The sequence below is a fragment of the Luteolibacter sp. LG18 genome (genome assembly GCF_036322585.1).
Taxonomy (GTDB): domain Bacteria; phylum Verrucomicrobiota; class Verrucomicrobiia; order Verrucomicrobiales; family Akkermansiaceae; genus Luteolibacter.
The window spans coordinates 2,619,172-2,638,064 of sequence record NZ_AP024600.1 but is presented as its reverse complement, the minus strand read 5'-3'; the positions used below and the strand labels follow the sequence as shown (position 1 = coordinate 2,638,064).

17 protein-coding genes are annotated in these 18,893 nt (G+C 64.6%); 14 read left to right on the top strand and 3 right to left on the bottom strand.

Going from position 1 to position 18,893, the window contains the following annotated elements; all coding sequences use genetic code 11:
- Positions 1–37 precede the first annotated feature (37 nt).
- Positions 38–1,654 (bottom strand): sodium:solute symporter, encoded by a 1,617-nt coding sequence (locus tag llg_RS10990; protein WP_338289959.1) that lies wholly within the window; start codon positions 1,652–1,654, stop codon positions 38–40.
- An 82-nt stretch (positions 1,655–1,736) separates the two neighbouring features.
- Between llg_RS10990 and llg_RS10985 the strand changes: the two genes are divergently transcribed.
- The 12 genes from llg_RS10985 (at position 1,737) to llg_RS10930 (ending at position 11,917) form a co-directional block, all read left to right on the top strand.
- Complete coding sequence (locus tag llg_RS10985) at positions 1,737–1,967, top strand: hypothetical protein (RefSeq protein WP_338289958.1); 231 nt, start codon at positions 1,737–1,739, stop codon at positions 1,965–1,967.
- Between the two features lie 72 nt (positions 1,968–2,039).
- Positions 2,040–2,795 (top strand): 3-deoxy-manno-octulosonate cytidylyltransferase, encoded by a 756-nt coding sequence (gene kdsB / locus llg_RS10980; protein WP_338289957.1) that lies wholly within the window; start codon positions 2,040–2,042, stop codon positions 2,793–2,795.
- Between the two features lie 19 nt (positions 2,796–2,814).
- The gene (locus llg_RS10975) at positions 2,815–4,434 is read left to right on the top strand and encodes a CTP synthase (protein WP_338289955.1); all 1,620 of its coding nucleotides are present in this window, start codon (positions 2,815–2,817) and stop codon (positions 4,432–4,434) included.
- Between the two features lie 46 nt (positions 4,435–4,480).
- Positions 4,481–4,708, top strand: coding sequence for a hypothetical protein (locus tag llg_RS10970; RefSeq protein WP_338289954.1), 228 nt, complete (start codon positions 4,481–4,483; stop codon positions 4,706–4,708).
- Positions 4,705–5,115: a type II toxin-antitoxin system death-on-curing family toxin gene (locus llg_RS10965; protein ID WP_338289953.1), complete on the top strand. Its 411-nt coding sequence runs from the start codon at positions 4,705–4,707 to the stop codon at positions 5,113–5,115. The genes llg_RS10970 and llg_RS10965 overlap by 4 nt, the downstream gene beginning before the upstream one ends.
- Before the next feature lie 60 nt (positions 5,116–5,175).
- Complete coding sequence (locus tag llg_RS10960) at positions 5,176–5,808, top strand: CDP-alcohol phosphatidyltransferase family protein (RefSeq protein WP_338289952.1); 633 nt, start codon at positions 5,176–5,178, stop codon at positions 5,806–5,808.
- Complete coding sequence (locus llg_RS10955; protein WP_338289951.1) at positions 5,805–6,410, top strand: lysophospholipid acyltransferase family protein; 606 nt, start codon at positions 5,805–5,807, stop codon at positions 6,408–6,410. Before llg_RS10960 ends, llg_RS10955 begins: the two co-directional genes overlap by 4 nt.
- Complete coding sequence (locus llg_RS10950; protein ID WP_338289950.1) at positions 6,407–7,363, top strand: phosphatidate cytidylyltransferase; 957 nt, start codon at positions 6,407–6,409, stop codon at positions 7,361–7,363. The genes llg_RS10955 and llg_RS10950 overlap by 4 nt, the downstream gene beginning before the upstream one ends.
- A gap of 184 nt (positions 7,364–7,547) precedes the next feature.
- Positions 7,548–8,612, top strand: coding sequence for a beta-N-acetylhexosaminidase (nagZ, locus tag llg_RS10945; RefSeq protein WP_338289949.1), 1,065 nt, complete (start codon positions 7,548–7,550; stop codon positions 8,610–8,612).
- A 123-nt stretch (positions 8,613–8,735) separates the two neighbouring features.
- Complete coding sequence (locus llg_RS10940; RefSeq protein ID WP_338289948.1) at positions 8,736–9,782, top strand: cytochrome c; 1,047 nt, start codon at positions 8,736–8,738, stop codon at positions 9,780–9,782.
- On the top strand, positions 9,779–11,257 hold the full coding sequence (locus llg_RS10935; RefSeq protein ID WP_338289946.1) for a hypothetical protein: 1,479 nt from the start codon (positions 9,779–9,781) through the stop codon (positions 11,255–11,257). The genes llg_RS10940 and llg_RS10935 overlap by 4 nt, the downstream gene beginning before the upstream one ends.
- 117 nt (positions 11,258–11,374) lie before the next feature.
- On the top strand, positions 11,375–11,917 hold the full coding sequence (locus llg_RS10930) for a hypothetical protein (RefSeq protein WP_338289944.1): 543 nt from the start codon (positions 11,375–11,377) through the stop codon (positions 11,915–11,917).
- Between the two features lie 302 nt (positions 11,918–12,219).
- On the opposite strand, the gene llg_RS10925 is transcribed toward llg_RS10930, so the two are convergent.
- Positions 12,220–13,278: a helix-turn-helix transcriptional regulator gene (locus llg_RS10925; protein WP_338289943.1), complete on the bottom strand. Its 1,059-nt coding sequence runs from the start codon at positions 13,276–13,278 to the stop codon at positions 12,220–12,222.
- A gap of 245 nt (positions 13,279–13,523) precedes the next feature.
- Here llg_RS10925 and llg_RS10920 point away from each other — a divergent pair, with 245 nt between their 5' ends.
- Entirely contained in the window at positions 13,524–14,093 is a 570-nt protein-coding gene (locus llg_RS10920) for a pseudouridine synthase (protein ID WP_338289942.1), read from the top strand.
- 2 nt (positions 14,094–14,095) lie between these two features.
- Positions 14,096–14,512, top strand: coding sequence for a DUF4279 domain-containing protein (locus llg_RS10915; protein WP_338289941.1), 417 nt, complete (start codon positions 14,096–14,098; stop codon positions 14,510–14,512).
- Here llg_RS10915 and llg_RS10910 read toward each other — a convergent pair.
- The gene (locus tag llg_RS10910; protein ID WP_338289940.1) at positions 14,505–18,884 is read right to left on the bottom strand and encodes a polysaccharide lyase family 8 super-sandwich domain-containing protein; all 4,380 of its coding nucleotides are present in this window, start codon (positions 18,882–18,884) and stop codon (positions 14,505–14,507) included. The genes llg_RS10915 and llg_RS10910 overlap by 8 nt on opposite strands.
- Positions 18,885–18,893: the final 9 nt, after the last annotated feature.

Sequence of the window (18,893 nt, the reverse complement as noted above, 5' to 3'; positions counted from 1 at the left end):
CTTGGAAACAAACGGAATGAATCGTGACGAATCCGTTTCAAATTTTTGAGGCCCTTTCCGGGGTCCGGAAAGCGACCGAAACGGCGAATGTGACGAGGGTTCCAAACATGATGCGCCACGGGAATTCGATGACCGGCATCCACGCGGGACGCGTAACCGATTTCGCACCAAACAACGCGGCGACATCGGTATCGAGACCCGACAAGTACGCCACCACGATGAAGCCCGCGAGCATGGCGATGACGTTGCCTTGATCGCTGCCGCGGGTCTTCGTGAAGAGGCCGGTCATGAACACGCCTAACAGCGAGCCGTAGGTGTAGCCGAAGATGCCGAGGATGATCGGCAGGATGCGCAGGTTCGGGTTGTGCGCGCTCACCCATGCGGTGGCGAGGGCCACGGAAATGAGCAGCACGGCGAAGATCACGGTGCCCAGGCGCAGCGCATGGACCTTGCCCTTGTCATCGGCCGGTTCACCGAACCAGCGGAAGTGGAAGTCCTTCACGTAGCTCGTCGCCAGCGAGTTCAATGCGGTGCTCAGCGAGCCCATGGTGGTGGCGAGCACGCCGGCGACGACGAGGCCGCGCAGGCCCGCGGGCATCACTGTTAGAACGAAGTGCGGGAAGACCTTGTTAGGCGAGACCTCGCCCTTCGCATTGAGCGGCATGAGCGGGTCCGGATGCTGCTGATAGAAGACGTAGAGGAGGATGCCGATGCCGAGCACGACGAGGGTGATCGGCACGTCGGCGAGGCCGGAGAGGATGGTGGCCACGGCGCTCTGGCGCTTGTTCTTCGCGGTGAGCATGCGCTGCACCATGTCCTGGTCGGTGCCGTGGGTGGCCATGGTCACGAAGGTGGAGCCGAGGAAGGCGGCCCACAGCGTGTATTCCTGCTCGAGCACGCCCTTCACGTTTTCCCAGAAACCGGCTCCCGCCTTCAGGCCGGTGTCCCAGACCTCCAGGTCCTTCGGTCCGGTGAGGACCGCCTTGGCGCCGTCCCAGCCGCCGGGGATGTGGCCGAGCAGGTAGGTGAGCGAGAAACCGAGCGCGCACACCAGCACGATGATCTGGATCACGTCCGTCCAGATCACGGCGCGGATGCCGCCCACGGTCGTGTAGATGGCGGTGGCGAGGGTGACGAAGACGAGCGCGACCGCGGTGAGCCAGAACTCGGTGGAAGGCGAGATGCCCTGGTCCGGATGATGGAGGTGCCACATCAGCACCAGGATCATGGTGGGCACCCACAGCCGGGTGCCGCTGGCGAGCAGGCGGGTGACGAGGAACACGCCGGAGGAAACGCGGTGGGTCACCGGGCCGAAGCGTTGACCGAGGAACTCGTAGATGCTGACAACGTTGTGTTTGTAAAAAGCCGGGATGAACACCGCGCTGACCACCACGCGGGCGAGCAGGTAGCCGACGATGAGCTGGACGTAGGTGAAGTTCCGCAACGCGTAGCCCTCGCCCGGCGCGCCGAAGAAGGTGCCGGCGCTGATTTCCGCGGCGAGGATCGAGGCGAGCACCGCCCACCACGCGATCTGGCGGTCGCCGAGCGCGAAGCCCTCCATGCTGCCGCTCTTGCTCCGCTGCGAGAGGCCGATGCCGAGAATGAGCGCGAAATACGCCAGCAGCACCAGGCCATCGATCCAGTAATTACCCATTTCCAACAGGGCTCTAGCGGCCGATCCGGCGAGCGTCGATGCCGCAGTTGCCGGGCGGGCCGGTTTCGTCCACGTTCGCACCATGCAATCCGAACTCCAAACGCTGCTGCTCCACCGGCTGGCGGTGATCAACGACCACGCCTGGCGCGACCGCGACCCGGCGGCCCACCTCGACGCGCTGCGCGAGGCCTCCGAGGCGATCACCGCCTGGACGGCGGCCCACCGGACGGAAATCGACCCGCAGCTCCGCCATTTCCTGGCGAACGCGAGCTACCAGAAGGCGCTGGCGCACATCGACAATCCCCCGTCCTAGGCTGGCTGGAGCGTTTTTTTCAAACCACTCTTGTCCGGCCCCTCCCCCCCCGGCTAGTTTCCCGCGTCCCGCGTGAACCGTTCCTCTTCCGGCCTCCATCTTGTCGGCATCCTCCCAGCCCGCTGGGGGTCCTCCCGCTTCCCCGGAAAGCCCCTCCACCTTCTCGCCGGGAAGCCGCTGATCCAGCATGTCTGGGAGCGCTGTCTCGGCTGCACCAAGCTCGACGAGCTGTACGTGGCCACCGATGACGACCGCATCCGCGACGCGGTGCTTTCCTTCGGCGGCAAGGTCCTGATGACCTCGCCGGACCATCCGACCGGCACCGACCGCCTCGCCGAGGCCGTGAAGGCGCTGCCGCAGGCCACCCACGTGATCAACATCCAGGGCGACGAGCCGCTGATCGACCCCGCGCTGATCGACGACCTCGCCGCCGCGATGATCGCCGATCCGGAGCTGCCGATGGCCACCGCGGCGAATGTCATTGAGGATGAGGAGGCGATCTCCGACCCGAACGTCGTGAAGGTGGTGCTCGATGCCACCGGCCACGCGCTCTATTTCTCCCGCAGCCCGATCCCCTACCGCCGCACCGTGCCGGCGGGGCTCGCCGTCTACCGGCACAAGGGGCTCTACGGCTACAAGCGCGATTTCCTCGAACGCTTCGTCACCTGGCCTCCATCGGTGCTTGAACAAACCGAGTCCCTGGAGCAACTCCGCGCCCTCGAAAACGGTGCGCGCATCAAGGTGCTCATCACCGAAGACGATTCCATCGGCCTGGACACCCCCGAACAGGCCCCGCTCGTCGAATCCCTTCTTCTCTCCTCACGTTGATCTCCGTCCCACTTCTGCCATGAAATACATCTTCGTCACCGGCGGCGTCGTTTCCTCCCTCGGAAAAGGCCTCGCAGCCGCCTCCATCGGCGCCCTGCTCGAACACCGCGGCCTCAAGGTGCTGATGCAGAAGTTCGACCCGTATCTCAACGTCGACCCGGGCACGATGTCCCCCTACCAGCACGGTGAGGTGTACGTCCTCGACGACGGCGCGGAAACCGACCTCGACCTGGGCCACTACGAGCGCTTCACCAGCGGCCGTCTTTCCCGAATGAACAACCTGACCTCCGGCCAGGTGTTCGACTCGGTGATCAAGAAGGAGCGCCGCGGCGAGTATCTCGGCAAGACGGTGCAGTTCATCCCGCACGTCACCGATGAGATCAAGGAGCGCATCCACACCGTTTCGAAGGACAATCCGGACGTCGACGTGCTGATCACCGAGATCGGCGGCACGGTCGGCGACATGGAGGGACTGCTCTTCATCGAGGCCATCCGCCAGTTCTCGCTGGAAGTGGGCCGCGAGAACGTCTGTTTCATCCACGTCACCCTGCTGCCCTACATCAAGGCCGCGGGCGAGGTGAAGACCAAGCCGACCCAGCAATCCGCCGCCAAGCTCCGCGAGCTGGGCATCCAGCCGGACATCATCATCTGCCGCACCGAGGCGGACCTCGACGAGGACAACCGCCGCAAGATCGCGATGTTCTGCAACGTCGAGAAGAAGAACGTCGTCGCCTTCCGCGACGTGGACCACTCGATCTACGAGTGCCCGCTCGACCTGCGCCGCGACAAGATCGACCGCCTGGTGGTCGACAAGATCGGCCTCGGTCACACGCCGCCGCCCGCCCTCGAGGACTGGGAGAAGTTCGTCCAGCGCGTGATCCATCCGAAGAACAAGGTGACGATCGCGGTGGCCGGCAAATACATCGAGCTGCAGGACGCCTACAAATCGATCTACGAATCGCTCATCCACGCCGGTGCCCACCACGACACCAAGGTCCAGATCGTCCGCGTCGAAGCGGAGGCGATCGAGGAACGCGGCGCCGCCGAGGTGATCGGCGAGGTGGACGGCATCCTGGTTCCCGGCGGCTTCGGCGACCGCGGCATCGAGGGCAAGGTGCTCGCCGCGAAGTACGCCCGCGAGAACAACATCCCGTATTTCGGCATCTGCCTCGGCATGCAGATCGCGACCATCGAGTTCGCCCGCAACGTCTGCGGTCTGGCCGGAGCGAACTCCACCGAGTTCGACAAGAACGCCGAGCACGCCGTGATCTGCCTCCAGGAGGAGCAGAAGGGCGTGGAGGATATGGGCGCGACGATGCGCCTCGGCTCCTGCGAATCGATCCTCTTCGCCGGCACCAAGGCCAGCGATCTCTACGACGGCTCCGACCGCATCCACGAACGCCACCGCCACCGCTACGAGGTCAATTCCGACTACCAGCAGCAGCTTCAGGACGCGGGCCTCGTGATCTCGTCGGTTTCCGCCAAGGAAGGTCTGGTCGAGATCGTCGAGCTGCCGAACCATCCGTTCTACGTCGCCTGCCAGTTCCACCCGGAATTCCAGTCGAAGCCGAACAAGCCGCATCCGCTGTTCTCGGGCTTCGTGAAGGGCGCGCTGGACAAGGCGCTGGCGGAGGCTTGAGCTTCCGTTTCTTGACATTTCATGCGGTAAAACGTAGTTTTACCGCATGCTGAAGGCCGTCTCCAAAATCGGAAATTCCCAAGGCGTTATTTTCGACAACGCCATCATGGAACTCGCCCATCTCAAAGTAGGCGATTCGATGAATCTGGAAGTGCATGCGGGGGGCACCATCACGCTGACCCCGATCCGCAATGCTCCATCGCAAGAGGACGTCTCCGCTGTCGTCAAGCAGACGATGAAGGACTACGCCCGCACAATGAAGCGATTGGCATGAACTCCAACGCAGACCAGTGCTTCCATCTGCCGGTTGAGGTCATTCTGGAGATTCATCACGAAGCCATCACCCAATTCGGAGGAGCGACTGGCATCCGGGATATCGCTCTCTTGGAATCTGCAGCGGCGGCCCCACAGGCGGGCTTCGGAGGTAAATCCGTTTACGAAGACACCGTGGACGTTGCCGGAGCCTACCTCTTCTATCTTTGCCGCAATCATCCCTTCATTGATGGGAACAAGCGTGTCGCCCTCGGCTCTTGCATCGTGTTTCTTCGAATCAATGGCTACACCACTTCGGGAGATGGCCAGGAATGGGAAGACCTCACCATGAGCGTCGCTGCCGGAGAAATCGATCGGATTGCTGCCACGCAGAAACTGCGTAACCTGTTATCCGAGGAGCCCGGTTGAAAAGCGCGTGCTTTCCATTTTGTTTCCATGCCCGGCAGGAGTTGTTAGCATGCTCCGTCCATGGAACCCGCTGAAGACCGCCGCCCGTTGAAATCCCGTTCGCTGGGATGGGTGCAGACCCTCGCCAGCGCGCTGGTGAAGGCCAAGGTGAAGCCGAACACGATCTCGGCCACCGGCATCGGGTTCGCGGCCGCGGCGTTCGGGGTGTTGTGGTGGTTCCACCGCGCCGGCCTGCCCGCGTGGGTGGCGTTGATTTTGGCCGCGCTGTGCGTGCAGGCCCGGTTGATGTGCAATTTACTGGATGGGTTGGTGGCGGTGGAGGGCGGGCTGAAATCGAAGGGCGGCGACCTGTTCAACGAGATCCCGGACCGCATCGAGGACTCGCTGTTTCTCGTCGGTGCGGGTTACGCCTGCGGTTGCCCGACGGTCGGGTGGCTGTGCGCGCTGCTCGCGGTGTTCGTCGCCTACCTGCGGGCCTTCGGCGCCTCGCTCGGACAGGGCCAGGATTTCGGTGGCCCCTGCGCGAAGCCGCAGCGGATGTTCCTGCTGACCGTGGGCTTCGTTTCGCAAGCGGTGGTGCTCCTTTGCAAACAGGCGTGGCCGGTGCTTGAATGGGCGCTGTGGCTGATCGCCGCGCTCACCGCCATCACCGCCGTGCTGCGGATCGGCCGCATGTATCAGAAATCCCGATGATCGCCTCCGCCATCGCCTCCCTTGCCCGGCTTTTCACCGGCGCGCGCGCGCACTGGCGCGGTTGCGAGCCGGACGAGGAGAAGCAGCGCATCTACTTCGCCAACCACACCAGCAATCTCGACTTCGTGCTGCTGTGGGCCTCGTTCCCGGACGAGATCCGCCACAAGACGCGACCGGTAGCGGCGCAGGACTACTGGAAAAGCGATCCGCTCCGGCGCTGGCTGGCGGACCGGGTGTTCCGCGCGGTGCTGATCGAGCGCAAGAAGGTGAGCCGCGAGAACAACCCGCTGGAGCCGATGCTCCACGCGCTCGCCGAGGGTTCATCCCTGATCATTTTCCCGGAAGGCACCCGCAACCCCAGCGGCGAGATCGGCGACTTCAAGCCCGGCCTTTACCACATGGCGAAGGAACGCCCGGGTGTGGAACTGGTGCCGGTGTTCATCGAGAACCTCAACCGGGTGCTGCCGAAGGGCGAGATCCTGCCGGTGCCGATCCTGTGTTCGGTGAACTTCGGCAAGCCGCTGTTCCTCCAGCCGGAGGAAACCAAGACCGACTTCATGCTCCGTGCCCGCAACGCCGTGCTCGCCCTGAAACCGCTATGAACCTGGACCGCGAGACACTCTGGCTCTTCGGAGGCATGATCGGCATCCTCACGATCGCCTCGATCATCGGCGGCACCCTCCATGCCCGGGTCACCTGCTTGAGCCGCCGCAAGGTGGTGCGGAACCTGAATGCCCGCATCCGCGCGTGGTGGATCATGTGCGCCGTCTTCGGCACGGCCCTGGCAATCGGCCGACTCGCGCCGGTGTTCATGTTCGGGTTCACCTCGTTCCTGGCGTTGCGGGAGTTCATCACGCTCACGCCAACGCGGCAGGGCGACCACCGCGCGCTGACGTGGGCCTTCTTCCTGATCCTGCCGCTCCAGTATTGGACACTGGCCTCGTATTGGTACGGGCTGTTCGTGATCCTGATCCCGATCTACGCCTTCCTGTTCATCCCGATCCGGGCGGCGCTGGCGGGGGAAACCGAGCGCTTCCTCGAGCGGACCTCGAAGATCCAGTGGGGACTGATGGTGTGCGTCTATTTCACCAGCTACGCCCCCGCCCTGCTGTGGTTCCTGCGCATCCCCGGCTACTCCGACCAGAACCCGGCGAACAACGCCAAGCTGCTGTTCTTCCTGGTCTTCGTGACGCAGATCTCGGACGTGATGCAGTACGTCTTCGGCAAGCTGTTCGGCAAACGCCCGATCGTGCCGAAGATCAGCCCGAACAAGACCGTGGAGGGTTTCGTGGGCGGTGGCCTGAGCGCGACCCTGCTCGGCGCGGGCCTGTGGTGGAGCACGCCATTCACCTTCCTGCAGGCGGCGGGCATGTCCGCCGCGATCGTGGTGATGGGCTTCTGCGGCGGGCTGGTGATGTCCGCGATCAAGCGCGACCGCGGCGTGAAGGACTACGGAGCCTCCATTCCCGGCCATGGCGGGGTGATGGACCGCATCGATTCGCTGTGCTTCGCCGCACCGGTGTTTTTCCACCTGACCCGGTGGTTTTTCACGTGAGTGTGGTCGAAAGCTCCGCTTTCGAATCGTCTCCGCCAGCTCCAGTTGGCGGCGGGGGGGGGCAGGCCGAACGATCTCCTTCCCCGAAGAGGGAAAGCTGGAGCTTCCCCCTACACTCTGAAAGCAGAGCTTTCAGCTACACTCCTTGACTTCCCAACGAAGCGGTTGCCGCTATCGTCCCTCCATGCACGGCTCGCTTCTCCTTCTCGGTGTCTCCGGTCCTGAACTCACTCCGGACGAAGCCGCGTTGTTCAAGCGCCTCCAGCCCGCTGGCTACATCCTCTTCACGCGGAACATCGTCACACCGCAACAGACGCGGAAGCTGACCGACGACCTGCGGGCGCTTTCCTACGACGATCCGATCCTGGCCATCGACCAGGAGGGCGGCCGGGTGACCCGCACCAAGGAGATCGCCCCTGCCCTGCCCTCCGCCGCCGATCTCGCGGCCCAGGGCAATCCGATGACCATCGCCAACGCGGGAGCCTTCACCGCCGACCTGCTGCGCCTGCTGGGCTTCAACCTGAACTTCGCGCCGGTGCTGGACCTCGACCACCACCCCGAGGTCCAGAACTCGCTGCGCGGGCGCTGCTGGGGCCGTGATCCGCAGCGGGTGATCGACCACGCCGGGATGTGGAACCGGTGGCTGCGGAAGCGTTCGGTGAAGTCCTGCGGCAAGCACTTCCCGGCCTGCGGGCGCGCGCTTTCCGATCCCCACCACGACCTTCCTTCTTCCGATGCCACGCTGGCCGAGTTGCTGCGGGAAGACGTTCTCCCCTACACCGCGCTGATGCCGGAGCTGGACTCGATCATGGTGGCCCACGTCGAGTTTCCGAACATCGACCCGGAGCATCCGGCCTCCATGTCGAAGCGGATCATCACGGGCTTCCTCCGCGACCAACTCGGCTTCGACAAGCACGTGGTGCTCACCGACGACCTCGACATGGGCGCGATCACGAAGCGCTACGGCCGCGGCGAGGACGTGCGGCGTGCGATCGAAGCGGGTAACGACCTGGCGATGATCTGCCACCAGATCGAGACCGCGGACACCGCGGTGGAGGCGCTCAAGACCCTGCCGATCCATGTCATCGATGAATCGCTGAAGCGGGTCACCAAGCTGCGGAAGAAGATGGTGGCTCCGATCACCTGGAGTGAGAAGAAATGGCAGGAGACCTGCGATGCGATTGCCAAGCTCGCGGCCACCGTTCCAGCGGCCGCCACCCAGAGCGGCAGCCCGGTGGCGGACTACTGAGGGCCTCCGTTTGAGAAGGAAAAAACCGTCCTTCCGAGGCGTATCCATGGACTAGTCGAAAAAGACTAGTCGACGGTGGGATAGAAATCGCCACCATGTGACGTTCTACAGTCGCACTGTTGCATGAAATTATTATTACCTCTCCTCGTCGCGGCTGCATCGCCGCTGCACGCGGATCCGTTTCTCACCTATGAGAACCGGCCGCTGGGCACTGCTGACGCCCCTCTCCTGATCAGCACCTACCTGCCGGACCCCAGCCTGGACCCGGCGGTGTTCGCCCACCACCACGTTGGCGAGGCGGTGCGGAAGTACAGCCCGGAAAAAGGTGTCGACCTTCCCGGTTACGAATCCCCGATTCCCGGTGTGCCCGCCGCACTGGCGGTGAACTTCGGCAAGGACCTTTCCTACGTGTTCGACACGGTGGAGTGCCGCCCGCTCTACGCTTGGCAGGGCGGTTTCCTGGACTTCACGCCCTACTGGGGTGACGTGGTCCGCGGTTCGCGGGTGTCGTTCGACTACGTGCCGCGCCTGGTGGGCACCGTATTCCAGAAGGCTTCCGGGGGCCACCCGATCAGCATCGACGACAAGGCCGCCGACGCGGACGGCCCGCTGCAATACGTCGGCTACAAGCTGGAGAAGGGCGTGCCGCGTTTCACGGTGAAGTCCGGCAAGCACCTGCTGAAGGTGAAGATCACGCCGGGCAAGGAGCCGCTGTCTTGCCACTACGAGTGGAGCAGCGAGCCACCGGCGAAACTGGTCTACAAGGAAGGCGATTTCACGGCCTCCGGCGACGGCAAGGTCGAGTTCGATTACAAGGGCAAGTCACTGGCGGACTTCAATGGCTATCAGGTGAAACTCGATCTCTCGAAGCCGAACGTGAAGGCGGGCAACGCGCTGTTCGGCAACTACGGCTGCGCGACCTGCCACTCCACCGATGGCGCGGGCGGCCACGGGCCGACACTGGCCGGTCTGGCCAACAGCACGGTGGAACTGGAAGGCGGCGCGACCGCCAAGGCCGACACCGAATACCTGCTGGAAGCCATCCGCAATCCCAACGCGAAGATCGTGAAGGGCTATCCGCCGAACTACATGCCGCCGTTCGCCGCCCTGCCGGACGTCGAAGTGAAGTCCCTCGTCCTCTACATCCAATCCCTTCCCAAGCCCGAATGAAAACGCTGCTGTTCGCACCCCTGTTCGCCGGCATCGCTTTCGCCACCGGCTTCGACGATTGTTACAAGGTTGAAACCATCAAGCTGCCGGAGGGCGTGCCGCCCGAAGTCGGTGCGATCGATTTTGCCCCGGATGGCACGTTCTTCGTGGCGCTGCGCCGCGGCGACGTGATCAAGGCCACACCCACGTCCGATCCGAATGGATTCAAGTGGGAACTCTTCGCCACCGGCTTCCAGAACGGCTGCGGCCTCGACGTGATCTCGCCCACGAAGATCCGCGTCATCCAGATGTCCGATGCCACCGAGGCGGAGGACACCGACGGTGACGGCAAGGCCGACTCCTACACCCGCTTCTCCTCCGGCTGGGGCCTGAGCGGAAACTACCACGAGACGAACTCGCTGACCCGCGATGGCCAGGGCGGTTACTACTTCTCGCTGGGCACCGCCTCGCACGCCGGCCCGGTGTTCACCCACGTGCTCAACGAGTTCTCCGCCGCAGGCCACCGCGGCCGCAACTTCTCGTCCGTGAAATGGCGCGGCTGGGTGTTGCACTGCGACGCCAACGGCCAGCTCACGCCCATCGCCAGCGGCTTTCGCATGGCCAACGGCATCTATCGCGATCCGGACGGCAACGTCTGGTGCGGCGACAACCAGGGCGACTGGAAGGCCGTCACGCCGCTCTACCTGGTGCAGAAGGGCAACTTCTACGGCCACCCGAGCAGTCTGAACTGGGACCCGGCGTGGGCGGGCAAGGATCCACTCCAGACCTTCCGCGACGACCTGGACGCCTACAACAAGGCGCGCACGAAGGCCACGGTGGAGCTGCCGAACAAGGACATCAACCGCTCCGCGGGCGAGCCGATGGAACTGCCGCGCAACGGCAGCTTCGGCCCCTTCGCCGGACAACTGCTGATCCCGGACAACAACGGCACCCGCATCTCCCGCGTGATGCTGGAGAAGGTGAACGGCAAGTTCCAGGGCGCGGCGACGCACTTCATCAACGGCCACGGCCTGCGCTCGGGCAACCACCGTCTGCGGTTCTCCGCGGATGGCAAGCAGCTCTACGTGGGCGCGACGGTGCGCGGCTGGGGCACCCCGGCCGAGGGCCTGCAGCGGATCACCTCGCTGGGCGGCGTGCCGTTCGACATCGAGGCGTTCCACATCACGAAGACGGGCTTCAAGGTGACCTTCACCAAGGACATCCCGGATGACCTCGCGAAGGCGGAGGCATGGAAGTTCTCATCCTGCACCTACCAGCCGAAGTGGACCTACGGCTCCGAGCCGGATGACAAGCGCGACCACGCCGTGCAATCGGTGGCGCGCGATGGCAAGCGGAGCATCGAGGTGAAGCTCTCCGGCTTCGAAGGTGGTGGCCGCGTCTATCAGCTCAACCTGCCGGACGTGAAATCCACCGACGACAAGTCCCCGCTCCAGAACCGCCTGTTCTACTACACGGCGAACGAGCTGCCTAAATAAGGCGGTGGCTCCACCATGATCTGAATCCTGAATGGCGGCCTCCGGGCCGCCGTTCCTATTATCTCCCGGCGATCCAAGCTCGCCAATCGAGATATGAGATGGCAGATGTCCGGCGCTATGGAACCGAACCCTTACCTTGCACCCACCACCATCGCGACCCCGCTGGAAACCGGGCTTTCTTCCGACGAGGAGATCCGCCGCCAGTGCATCAACCGCGAATCCACCATCCGGACGCTGAGCGCGCTCTACATTCTGGGTGGCGTCATCGGTCTGATCGCCGGCGCGAGCTTGATATCCCAGTCCGGTGCCTCGCCTCGGGCCACCTCTGTTTGGACCGGCTTGTTCTGTGTGGCGCTTTCCCTGCTCGGTCTGGCCAATGGCACCGGTCTCCGAGCCTTGAAACCGTGGGCCCGGGTCCTCGCCACGCTCCAAGCCTGCGTCGGCCTGCTGGCGTTCCCCATCGGCACCTTGATCAACGCGCTGATCATTTCCGCGTTCTGGAGCAACCCGAGCAAGACGATCTTCAGCGAGGACTACAAACGCATCATTGCGGCGACCCCGCACGTGAAGGTGAAAACCTCCAAGGTCACGATCGCGGTGCTGATCATCCTCGCCGTGGCCGTTCTCGCCCTCGTGGGGGTGATCATCTTCGGCCGCTAGGTGAAGCGACGTTCAGCTTCGAGAAACCGCCAAGCCGATTCATGGGAAAGTTGCGAACCGGTAGCGCCCCAACGGGGCGGAATGAGAGAGCCCAGGGCAACGCCCTGGGTGAGCGTGTGTTTTGGGACGAGCCCTGAAAGGGCGGGATGAGGAAGGGATGCGGCTTTTGCCCCGACATTCCGCCCCTTCGGGGCTCGACTCCTTCCGACTCCACCACCCGGGGCGTTGCCCCGGGCTGTCACATGACGCCCCGTTGGGGCTTTCTGAATGTCGATTCGGCCTAGTCCGCACCGGCAGGCGGCTCACGCCCCCTGCCCCGGAATCAGGCCGCCCTTCGCCTCCAGATAGCTGCGGACGGCGGCGACGCGGTTTTCCACGCCGAAGCGCTGGAAGACCGCCTCGAGGTGCTTCTCGACGGTGCGGGGGCTGATCTCGAGGATGATGGCCACCTCGGCGCTGGTCTTGCCCTCCGCGATCCAGTCCATGATATCGCACTGGCGGCGGGTGAGCATCGGCACGGTGCCGCCGGAGGTCACTTGGCGCGGCGGCGGCGAGAAGAGAATGACGATGCCGCTGTCCGGACGGGCCATGGCCCCGACCTTCACCGGGCCACCGCCGAGGTCGAAATCGAGTTCCACCCAGTGGCTGTCCACCGGGCTGCTCCAGGCCGCGCAAATCGCCGATTCCAGCGTAGCCACCATTTCAGCGGACACGGCGTGCTCCACCTCGTCCTTTTCCCAGCAGGCGTCGGCGTAGGCCACGGCACCGGGATTGTAGGGAATGGCGACATTGCCACGCAGCAGGAACACAGCGTTGGTGTTCTCCTTGCGGGTGTGCATCAGACGCTCCAGCACCCGGCGCTCGTAGTGATCGTTGATCAGGCGGGAAAGCACGCTGCGGGAAACGAGAACGGCGGCCTGCAGGCGCTCACGCTCGTCCTGGGTGAAGGGGCCGTCCTTCTTCAAGGCGGCGATGCTGCCACAGCGATACTTGCCGCGGATCAGGCGTCCGCCGACGAGGTCGGCACAGCCGATGCCTTTCAACCACTCGGCCACATCCGGCATTTCGGCGAGTTCCTCGCCGCTCGGGCCGCTGCAGAGGACCGATGAATCCTCCGGGCTGCGACGGTCATGTTCGGAAATCCAAGCCCGCACGCCTTCCAGATCCTGCCGCAGCAGTCCCGCGGCGACGCCATCCCCGATCACGTTGATCACGCTCAGGTCGGAGGAAAAGTCGAAGAGCACGACCTCGACGGCCCCGATTTGCGAACGAAGCTCTCCGAAAAGCAACTCCGAGACCCGGTTGAAGCCAGTGGCTTTCACCAGCTCATGGCCGGTTTCGAAGAAAGATTCGCCAAGCATTTTGCAAGCTCTATGCCGCCGATAAGGCCATCTGTCAAACCTTGCGCTACGAAGAACTACGCAAGTAGGAACACGAATGGCTAAAACAGGCGTTTGGTGTCACTTTCGCCACGTCACCGACAGTGGCGCCAGTTGCTGGCGGTGATGTTTTCTTTGGGGGAGACGGCCCGCTGGTTCGCCAGCGGGCCGTCGTTTTTCGCGCGGTTCTTGTCGTGCGCCCGGCGGCAGATTAGCACGAGGGCGCGATGCTGCTCGCTTTTTTCAAACCCTACGGGGTGCTGACCCAGTTCACCCCGGATCAACCCGGCCAGAAGACGCTGGCCGACTTCGGTTTTCCGCCGCGGGTGTATCCGCTCGGTCGACTGGACATGGACTCCGAAGGTCTGCTGCTGCTGAGTGACGAGGCAGGCATGAACAGCAAGCTGCTCGATCCCACCGCGGCCCACCCGCGCACGTATCTCGCGGAGGTGGAAGGCATTCCGACCGCGGAAGCTCTGGCAACACTGCGGCGCGGGGGCATCGATCTGAAAGGCCATCGCACGCTGCCGTGCAAGGCCAGTCTCCGCGAGGCCGCCCCGGACCTGCCCCCGCGCGATCCGCCGGTGAGGTTCCGGAAGTCGATCCCGACGGCGTGGCTGGAACTGACCCTCACGGAAGGAAAGAACCGTCAGGTGCGGCGCATGACCGCGGCGGTGGGGTTCCCGACGCTGCGGCTGGTGCGGGTGACGATTGGAAAGCTGGAGCTCGGTGGAATGGAACCGGGGACGTGGCGCGAGCTTGACACCCGGGAACGCGAACTGATCTGGAAAAAGTAGCCATGCCCGAACGACTCACCACGGCCTTCCTGCTCGTCACCACGCGTGAAAAGGACCTCGAGTTCATATCGGAGGCCTTCGGCTGCAAGCCGGACCGAACTGCAGACATCGAGGACGCGGAGCCCTTCTCCAACGATCCTCCCGGGGTGCCGGGCCACCTGTGGGTATTGAATTCCCCGCTCCCGGATTCGACCACCTCCGTCGGCCATTTGGAATGGTTCTGCCGCCTCCTCGATGAACGGCGTGACTCTCTCGTTCGCATCAAGGACCGGGCGACCTTCCAGCTCGGCTGCGATGTCACCAGCGATCGTCCCCACGATGGTGGCGAGCTATCCCCCGCGGTGATGCGGGTTTTGGCCGGGTTCGACGTCCATGTGACCCTGAGCGTGACCCGGCCGGACGCCCTGAAATTCACCTGACCACCCGCAGCCGCAGGAATTGCCGAGGATCCTCTCCCAACGGCACCGTGGCCTCCATCGTCCGGACGTCACCATCGTCTCCCCGAGGCGAGGTGGTGACTCCTTCCGGATGCCAACTTGAGAGATCCGTGGACCACTCCGGGATGACGGTGACGTTCGCGGCGGAAACCCTCACCGGGTAGGTCCACTTCACCACTTTGCCGGTCTTCAGGGGCAGCGGGAGCTTGCTGGCGGCGGTGGGATCGAGACCGAGCGCGTATTCCACCACGTTCACGAGGCCGTCGCGATCCGGGTCGGCGGTTTCGGTTTTTTCGGCGGCGGACAAGCCAGCGAAGCCGTTCATCCATGCGGCGAAGGGATCGAGGCCATTCACCACCTGCAATCGACCGGAACCGGTGATGCGGTCGGTTTCATGCTCCGCGCCAGAGCCGATGCCGCCCCAGGTGCCGGCGAGCTGGAGTTGGCCGCCGAAGGTGAGGCTATCGACCGTATCGGAGCCCTCGAAGCCGAGCGTGAGCACGGCCCCGGCGGCGATCTCGACGGGCGCGCCATCCGCCAGCATCGCGGTGGGCACCACCAGACCGCCTGCCTCCACGCGCGTTTCCCCGGCGTAGGAGTTCGCGCCGCCGAAGGTGGTCGTGCCGGTGCCTTTCTGGATGAAGCGGCCGCTGCCGGAGATCGCGTTCGAAAGGGTGACGGCATTCGAGCGGTGGATGACGAGCGTGCCATGGTTCGTGACGCTGGAAACGCCGAGGGTGCCGGTGGTGCCGCCGTTCCCGATCTGCAGGGTGCCAGCGCTGATCGTGGTCACCCCGCTGTAGCTGTTCGCGCCGGTGAGCGTCCAGGTGCCGGTGCCGTCCTTGTTGAGTGGAAACCCGCCGGTGCCATTGAGGATCGGACCGCTGACGAGGCCATCCCCCGCCCCACCGAGCCCCAGCGAGCGGATGGAGGACACGGTGTGGGAGATGGTTCCGGAGAGCGTGAGGAAGCCGCCGCTCGATTTCACATACAGCCCGTTGCCGCCCATGCCGGTCACGGTCAGCGGGCTGGTGAGCGTGTTGGTGCCGGAGACGTTGTCGATGCAGGGCTGGGTGGCATCGCCGCTGAAGGTGGTGGAGGCGAAGCCGTTGAAGGTGTTGGTGAGGGTATTCGTGCCGGTGAGCTGGAGGGCCAGCGTGCCGGTGGCGGTGGAGGATTTCGAAAGTGTCACCGGACCGGTGCCCAATGCGGCGGGATGGGTGATGGCGAGCGTGCCGCCATTGGATGGGATGGTGACACCTCCGGAATGGTTGCTGGCAGCGGCAAGGGTCAGGGTGCCCGCTCCGGCCTTGGTCAGGGTTCCGCTGCCGGACAAGGGTGTTCCCAACGTGGCGCTGAAGCCATTGGTGTGGATCGTGCCACCGCCGGTGCCGATCTGGAAATTGAACGGACTGCCCGCGGTGGTGGCGAGGACCGGGACATTGGCCGAAAGCTTCAAGATGCCACTGCCCTGGAGGGTGACGCTGGCGGCGCCGGTGCCGGAGGTGGTGGCATTGCTGAATCCGCGGGCGGTGGTGAACGTCCCGCCTGCCACCGTGAGCGAGGCATTTCCCGAACCGGAGGACGACCGCAGCGTGATGGCCGAGGGACCGGAATAAGTGAACGCGGCCCCGCTGTTCACGGTGAGCGAGCTGCCGTAGCTCGTACCTGCGCCGGGCCACAGGGTCATGGCCTCGGACTGGGTCCAGCTCGCGCCACTGTTCAGGTTCACGGCGGCGGCACGGGCCACGGTGAGTGCACCTCCATTGCTCACCGTGCCCGCGACATTGAGGGTGGCAGCCCCCGGAGAGCCCCCGCTTTGATTGAGCGTGATCGCGTTTCCAGCAGCCACCGCGACCTGGGACCCGGACTGGAACGAGGCCGTAACGGGAGTCGAGTTCACGGCGTTTCCAAACATCCAGCCGCCGGTGGCCGCGGCCTGGCTCCCGGAGACATTGAGGATGCCAGCCGAGACGTTCGTTCCGCCCGTGTAGGTATTGGGGCCGGACAGGTCGAGGATGCCATCACCGGTCTTGATGAGGGAGAAGCCACCGGAAACCGCATTTCCCAGCTCAAGGGTGTCGCCTGCATCCGGCTCGAGGGTGGTGTTTCCCGGGAGGGCCAGCTCGGGCGCGGTGGAGGGAAGGCTGTAGGTGATGGCGGACGTGCCGATGGTATTGGCGAGCGTGACCTTCGGGGAGGCGGCGCCATCGTGGGACAACGTGAATCCCACCGACGAGCCACCGTATTCCTCGCCCTCCGGCAAGGTCAGGGTCGAGACCGCGGAGCCGAAGGCATCGAACCAGGTGGATGGGTTTCCGCCGGAGAGGCCGAGGTTCGCGGTGGTGAGCTGGAGGGTCATGCCGCGGGCCTCCGGGCTGGCGGCGGTGACTTGGAGAGTGTTCGGCTGGCGACGGAACTGGACCACCGCCTTGTCGTTCGCGGCGAGCGTTTTTCCCGGAGCAAGGGTGATACTATCCGCGGCGTAGAACGCGGCCTGGGTCACTCCGGCCGCCGCGATGTCCACGGCCTGCACGTTGGCATCGTTCCGCAGCACCTGGACCGGATTCGCGGCCACGTAGGCATCCATCCCGGCGGCGGTGATGCCGGGCACGACGATGTAGCCGTAGGAGCCTCCACTCGACCCCGCGGCCTGGCTGACGTGGAGCGAGAAGACATCCTTCGAAATGGCGGTGGTCGAGTAGCCCGAGCCGCTGTTGATCGAGGACCATGCCCCGGACTGGGTGATGGCCTGGATGGTGGCGTTGCTGGCCGGGGTGGGAAACAGGTAGCCGGTGCCATCGTGGTGGACCCACTGGAGGCCGGAAGGCGTGACGCTTCCGGACGCGAGGGTCTGGACGCTGCCGCCCGCCTTGTAGGTGACGGGACCATTGAGCAGGCACTGGTTGAGCGTGGTGTAGACCGGAGCGGTGGAGGTCGGCGCGTTCACTGCCGCGCCGAGGGCGACGAAGCCATCGTCGTAATCGAACCACGCCTTCTTCGCCGCCACGCGGTAGCGGCTGTAGTTGAAGGCGGCGGCCCCGTAGCGGCCGTCCGACACGCCGCCGGCGTAGGTGCTGGTGCCGTAGACGCCCCAGTCCGCCGAGGGCTTCAGCGAGCGGGTATCCTGCTCCACGGTAATGCCGGGCAGACGCCGCCAGTCCCAGACCGGCATGATGTCGTCATACTCGTTGCCGGTGCGCATGATCAGCGTCACGCCATCGCCGAGGTAGAGGTTCTTCAATCCCTCGTTGTTCCCGCTCTCCGGCTGGTAGGTGCGGGTGGACGAGGTTTTCACGCCGGTGTAGAACGCCGGACGCTGGTGGGTGGTGAAATCGGAGCGCCAGAAATGGCGGTGGCCGGTCAGCGCCAGCACCGGATTGGCGGTGTGATTCGTCTTTGAATCGTTCTGGCGGGCCACCAGCGCCTGGAGTTCCGCGGCGCGGTACGAGCCCAGGGCCAACGCGTTGTTCGCCGGGGCGATCAACCCGTTTCCATTCGCCGAGGAATTCATCCGCGACAGTCCGCGACCCGAAGCCGTGTAATCAAGCGCCTCGCCGCGCACCATCTGCTGCGAGCCATCGAGAATGAAATCGACGAGGATCTTTTGCTGCGCCTCCGTGATCTCGAACGCGGTGTCCGCCCCGACCACCGCCCAGGTGAGGACCTCCGCGATGTAGCCGGAGCCGTAGCCCTGGTTGTAGAGCTGGGGACCGTGCTGGTGGAACGAGCCATCGCGCTGGATGCCCTCGTCGATGGTGACGGTGATGACTCCGCCGATGGAGGCGAACGCGCTGCTGACCGAAGCCGTGTCGTTCTGGGCGATGCCGCGGCAGATCTTGGCGATGGCGACATCGACGCAATTGAGGCCGGTGTAGGACGCGGGATTGCCGGTGATCTTCGCCGCACCCTTGGTGATCTGGGCGGAGGTGAGATCCGCCTTCATCATCACCATGATGTTGCCGATCGCCTGGGCACTGCCGATGGTGCCGAACCACCAGTTCGTGCTGGTGGGATACGGGCTCATATCGAACCACGCGTCGTAGGCCTTCAAGATGGCCGCCTTCAGGGTGGCATCCTGATAAAGCGCGCCGCCGGATTTCGAGTAGCCCTGCGCCATCGCCAGCAGGCGCGTGAGGTGGGTCTGCGGGGCCCACACCGTCTGGCTGTGGTCCGTGTAATTGATATCCGACCACAGGCCGGTCGAGAGCATCGAGGTCTGGTAGCCCTGGATCGTGGAAACGGACGGAGTCGACGAAAGGATCTGCGTCCGCAGCCGCGCCTCGACGGTTTCCATGTCGGTAGCCCACGCCGACCCCAGCATCGCCACCGCGGACCATACGAGCGCGCACATCCGCGCGGC

Coding starts and splice junctions, on each gene's coding strand:
- llg_RS10920 (WP_338289942.1), top strand. CDS start 13,524: ATGCTGCTCGCTTTTTTCAAACCCTACGGGGTGCTGACCCAGTTCACC.
- llg_RS10930 (WP_338289944.1), top strand. CDS start 11,375: ATGGAACCGAACCCTTACCTTGCACCCACCACCATCGCGACCCCGCTG.
- llg_RS10990 (WP_338289959.1), bottom strand. CDS start 1,654: ATGGGTAATTACTGGATCGATGGCCTGGTGCTGCTGGCGTATTTCGCG.
- llg_RS10975 (WP_338289955.1), top strand. CDS start 2,815: ATGAAATACATCTTCGTCACCGGCGGCGTCGTTTCCTCCCTCGGAAAA.
- llg_RS10925 (WP_338289943.1), bottom strand. CDS start 13,278: ATGCTTGGCGAATCTTTCTTCGAAACCGGCCATGAGCTGGTGAAAGCC.
- llg_RS10935 (WP_338289946.1), top strand. CDS start 9,779: ATGAAAACGCTGCTGTTCGCACCCCTGTTCGCCGGCATCGCTTTCGCC.
- llg_RS10965 (WP_338289953.1), top strand. CDS start 4,705: ATGAACTCCAACGCAGACCAGTGCTTCCATCTGCCGGTTGAGGTCATT.
- llg_RS10950 (WP_338289950.1), top strand. CDS start 6,407: ATGAACCTGGACCGCGAGACACTCTGGCTCTTCGGAGGCATGATCGGC.
- llg_RS10985 (WP_338289958.1), top strand. CDS start 1,737: ATGCAATCCGAACTCCAAACGCTGCTGCTCCACCGGCTGGCGGTGATC.
- llg_RS10970 (WP_338289954.1), top strand. CDS start 4,481: ATGCTGAAGGCCGTCTCCAAAATCGGAAATTCCCAAGGCGTTATTTTC.
- llg_RS10940 (WP_338289948.1), top strand. CDS start 8,736: ATGAAATTATTATTACCTCTCCTCGTCGCGGCTGCATCGCCGCTGCAC.
- llg_RS10955 (WP_338289951.1), top strand. CDS start 5,805: ATGATCGCCTCCGCCATCGCCTCCCTTGCCCGGCTTTTCACCGGCGCG.
- nagZ (WP_338289949.1), top strand. CDS start 7,548: ATGCACGGCTCGCTTCTCCTTCTCGGTGTCTCCGGTCCTGAACTCACT.
- llg_RS10960 (WP_338289952.1), top strand. CDS start 5,176: ATGGAACCCGCTGAAGACCGCCGCCCGTTGAAATCCCGTTCGCTGGGA.
- llg_RS10910 (WP_338289940.1), bottom strand. CDS start 18,884: ATGTGCGCGCTCGTATGGTCCGCGGTGGCGATGCTGGGGTCGGCGTGG.
- llg_RS10915 (WP_338289941.1), top strand. CDS start 14,096: ATGCCCGAACGACTCACCACGGCCTTCCTGCTCGTCACCACGCGTGAA.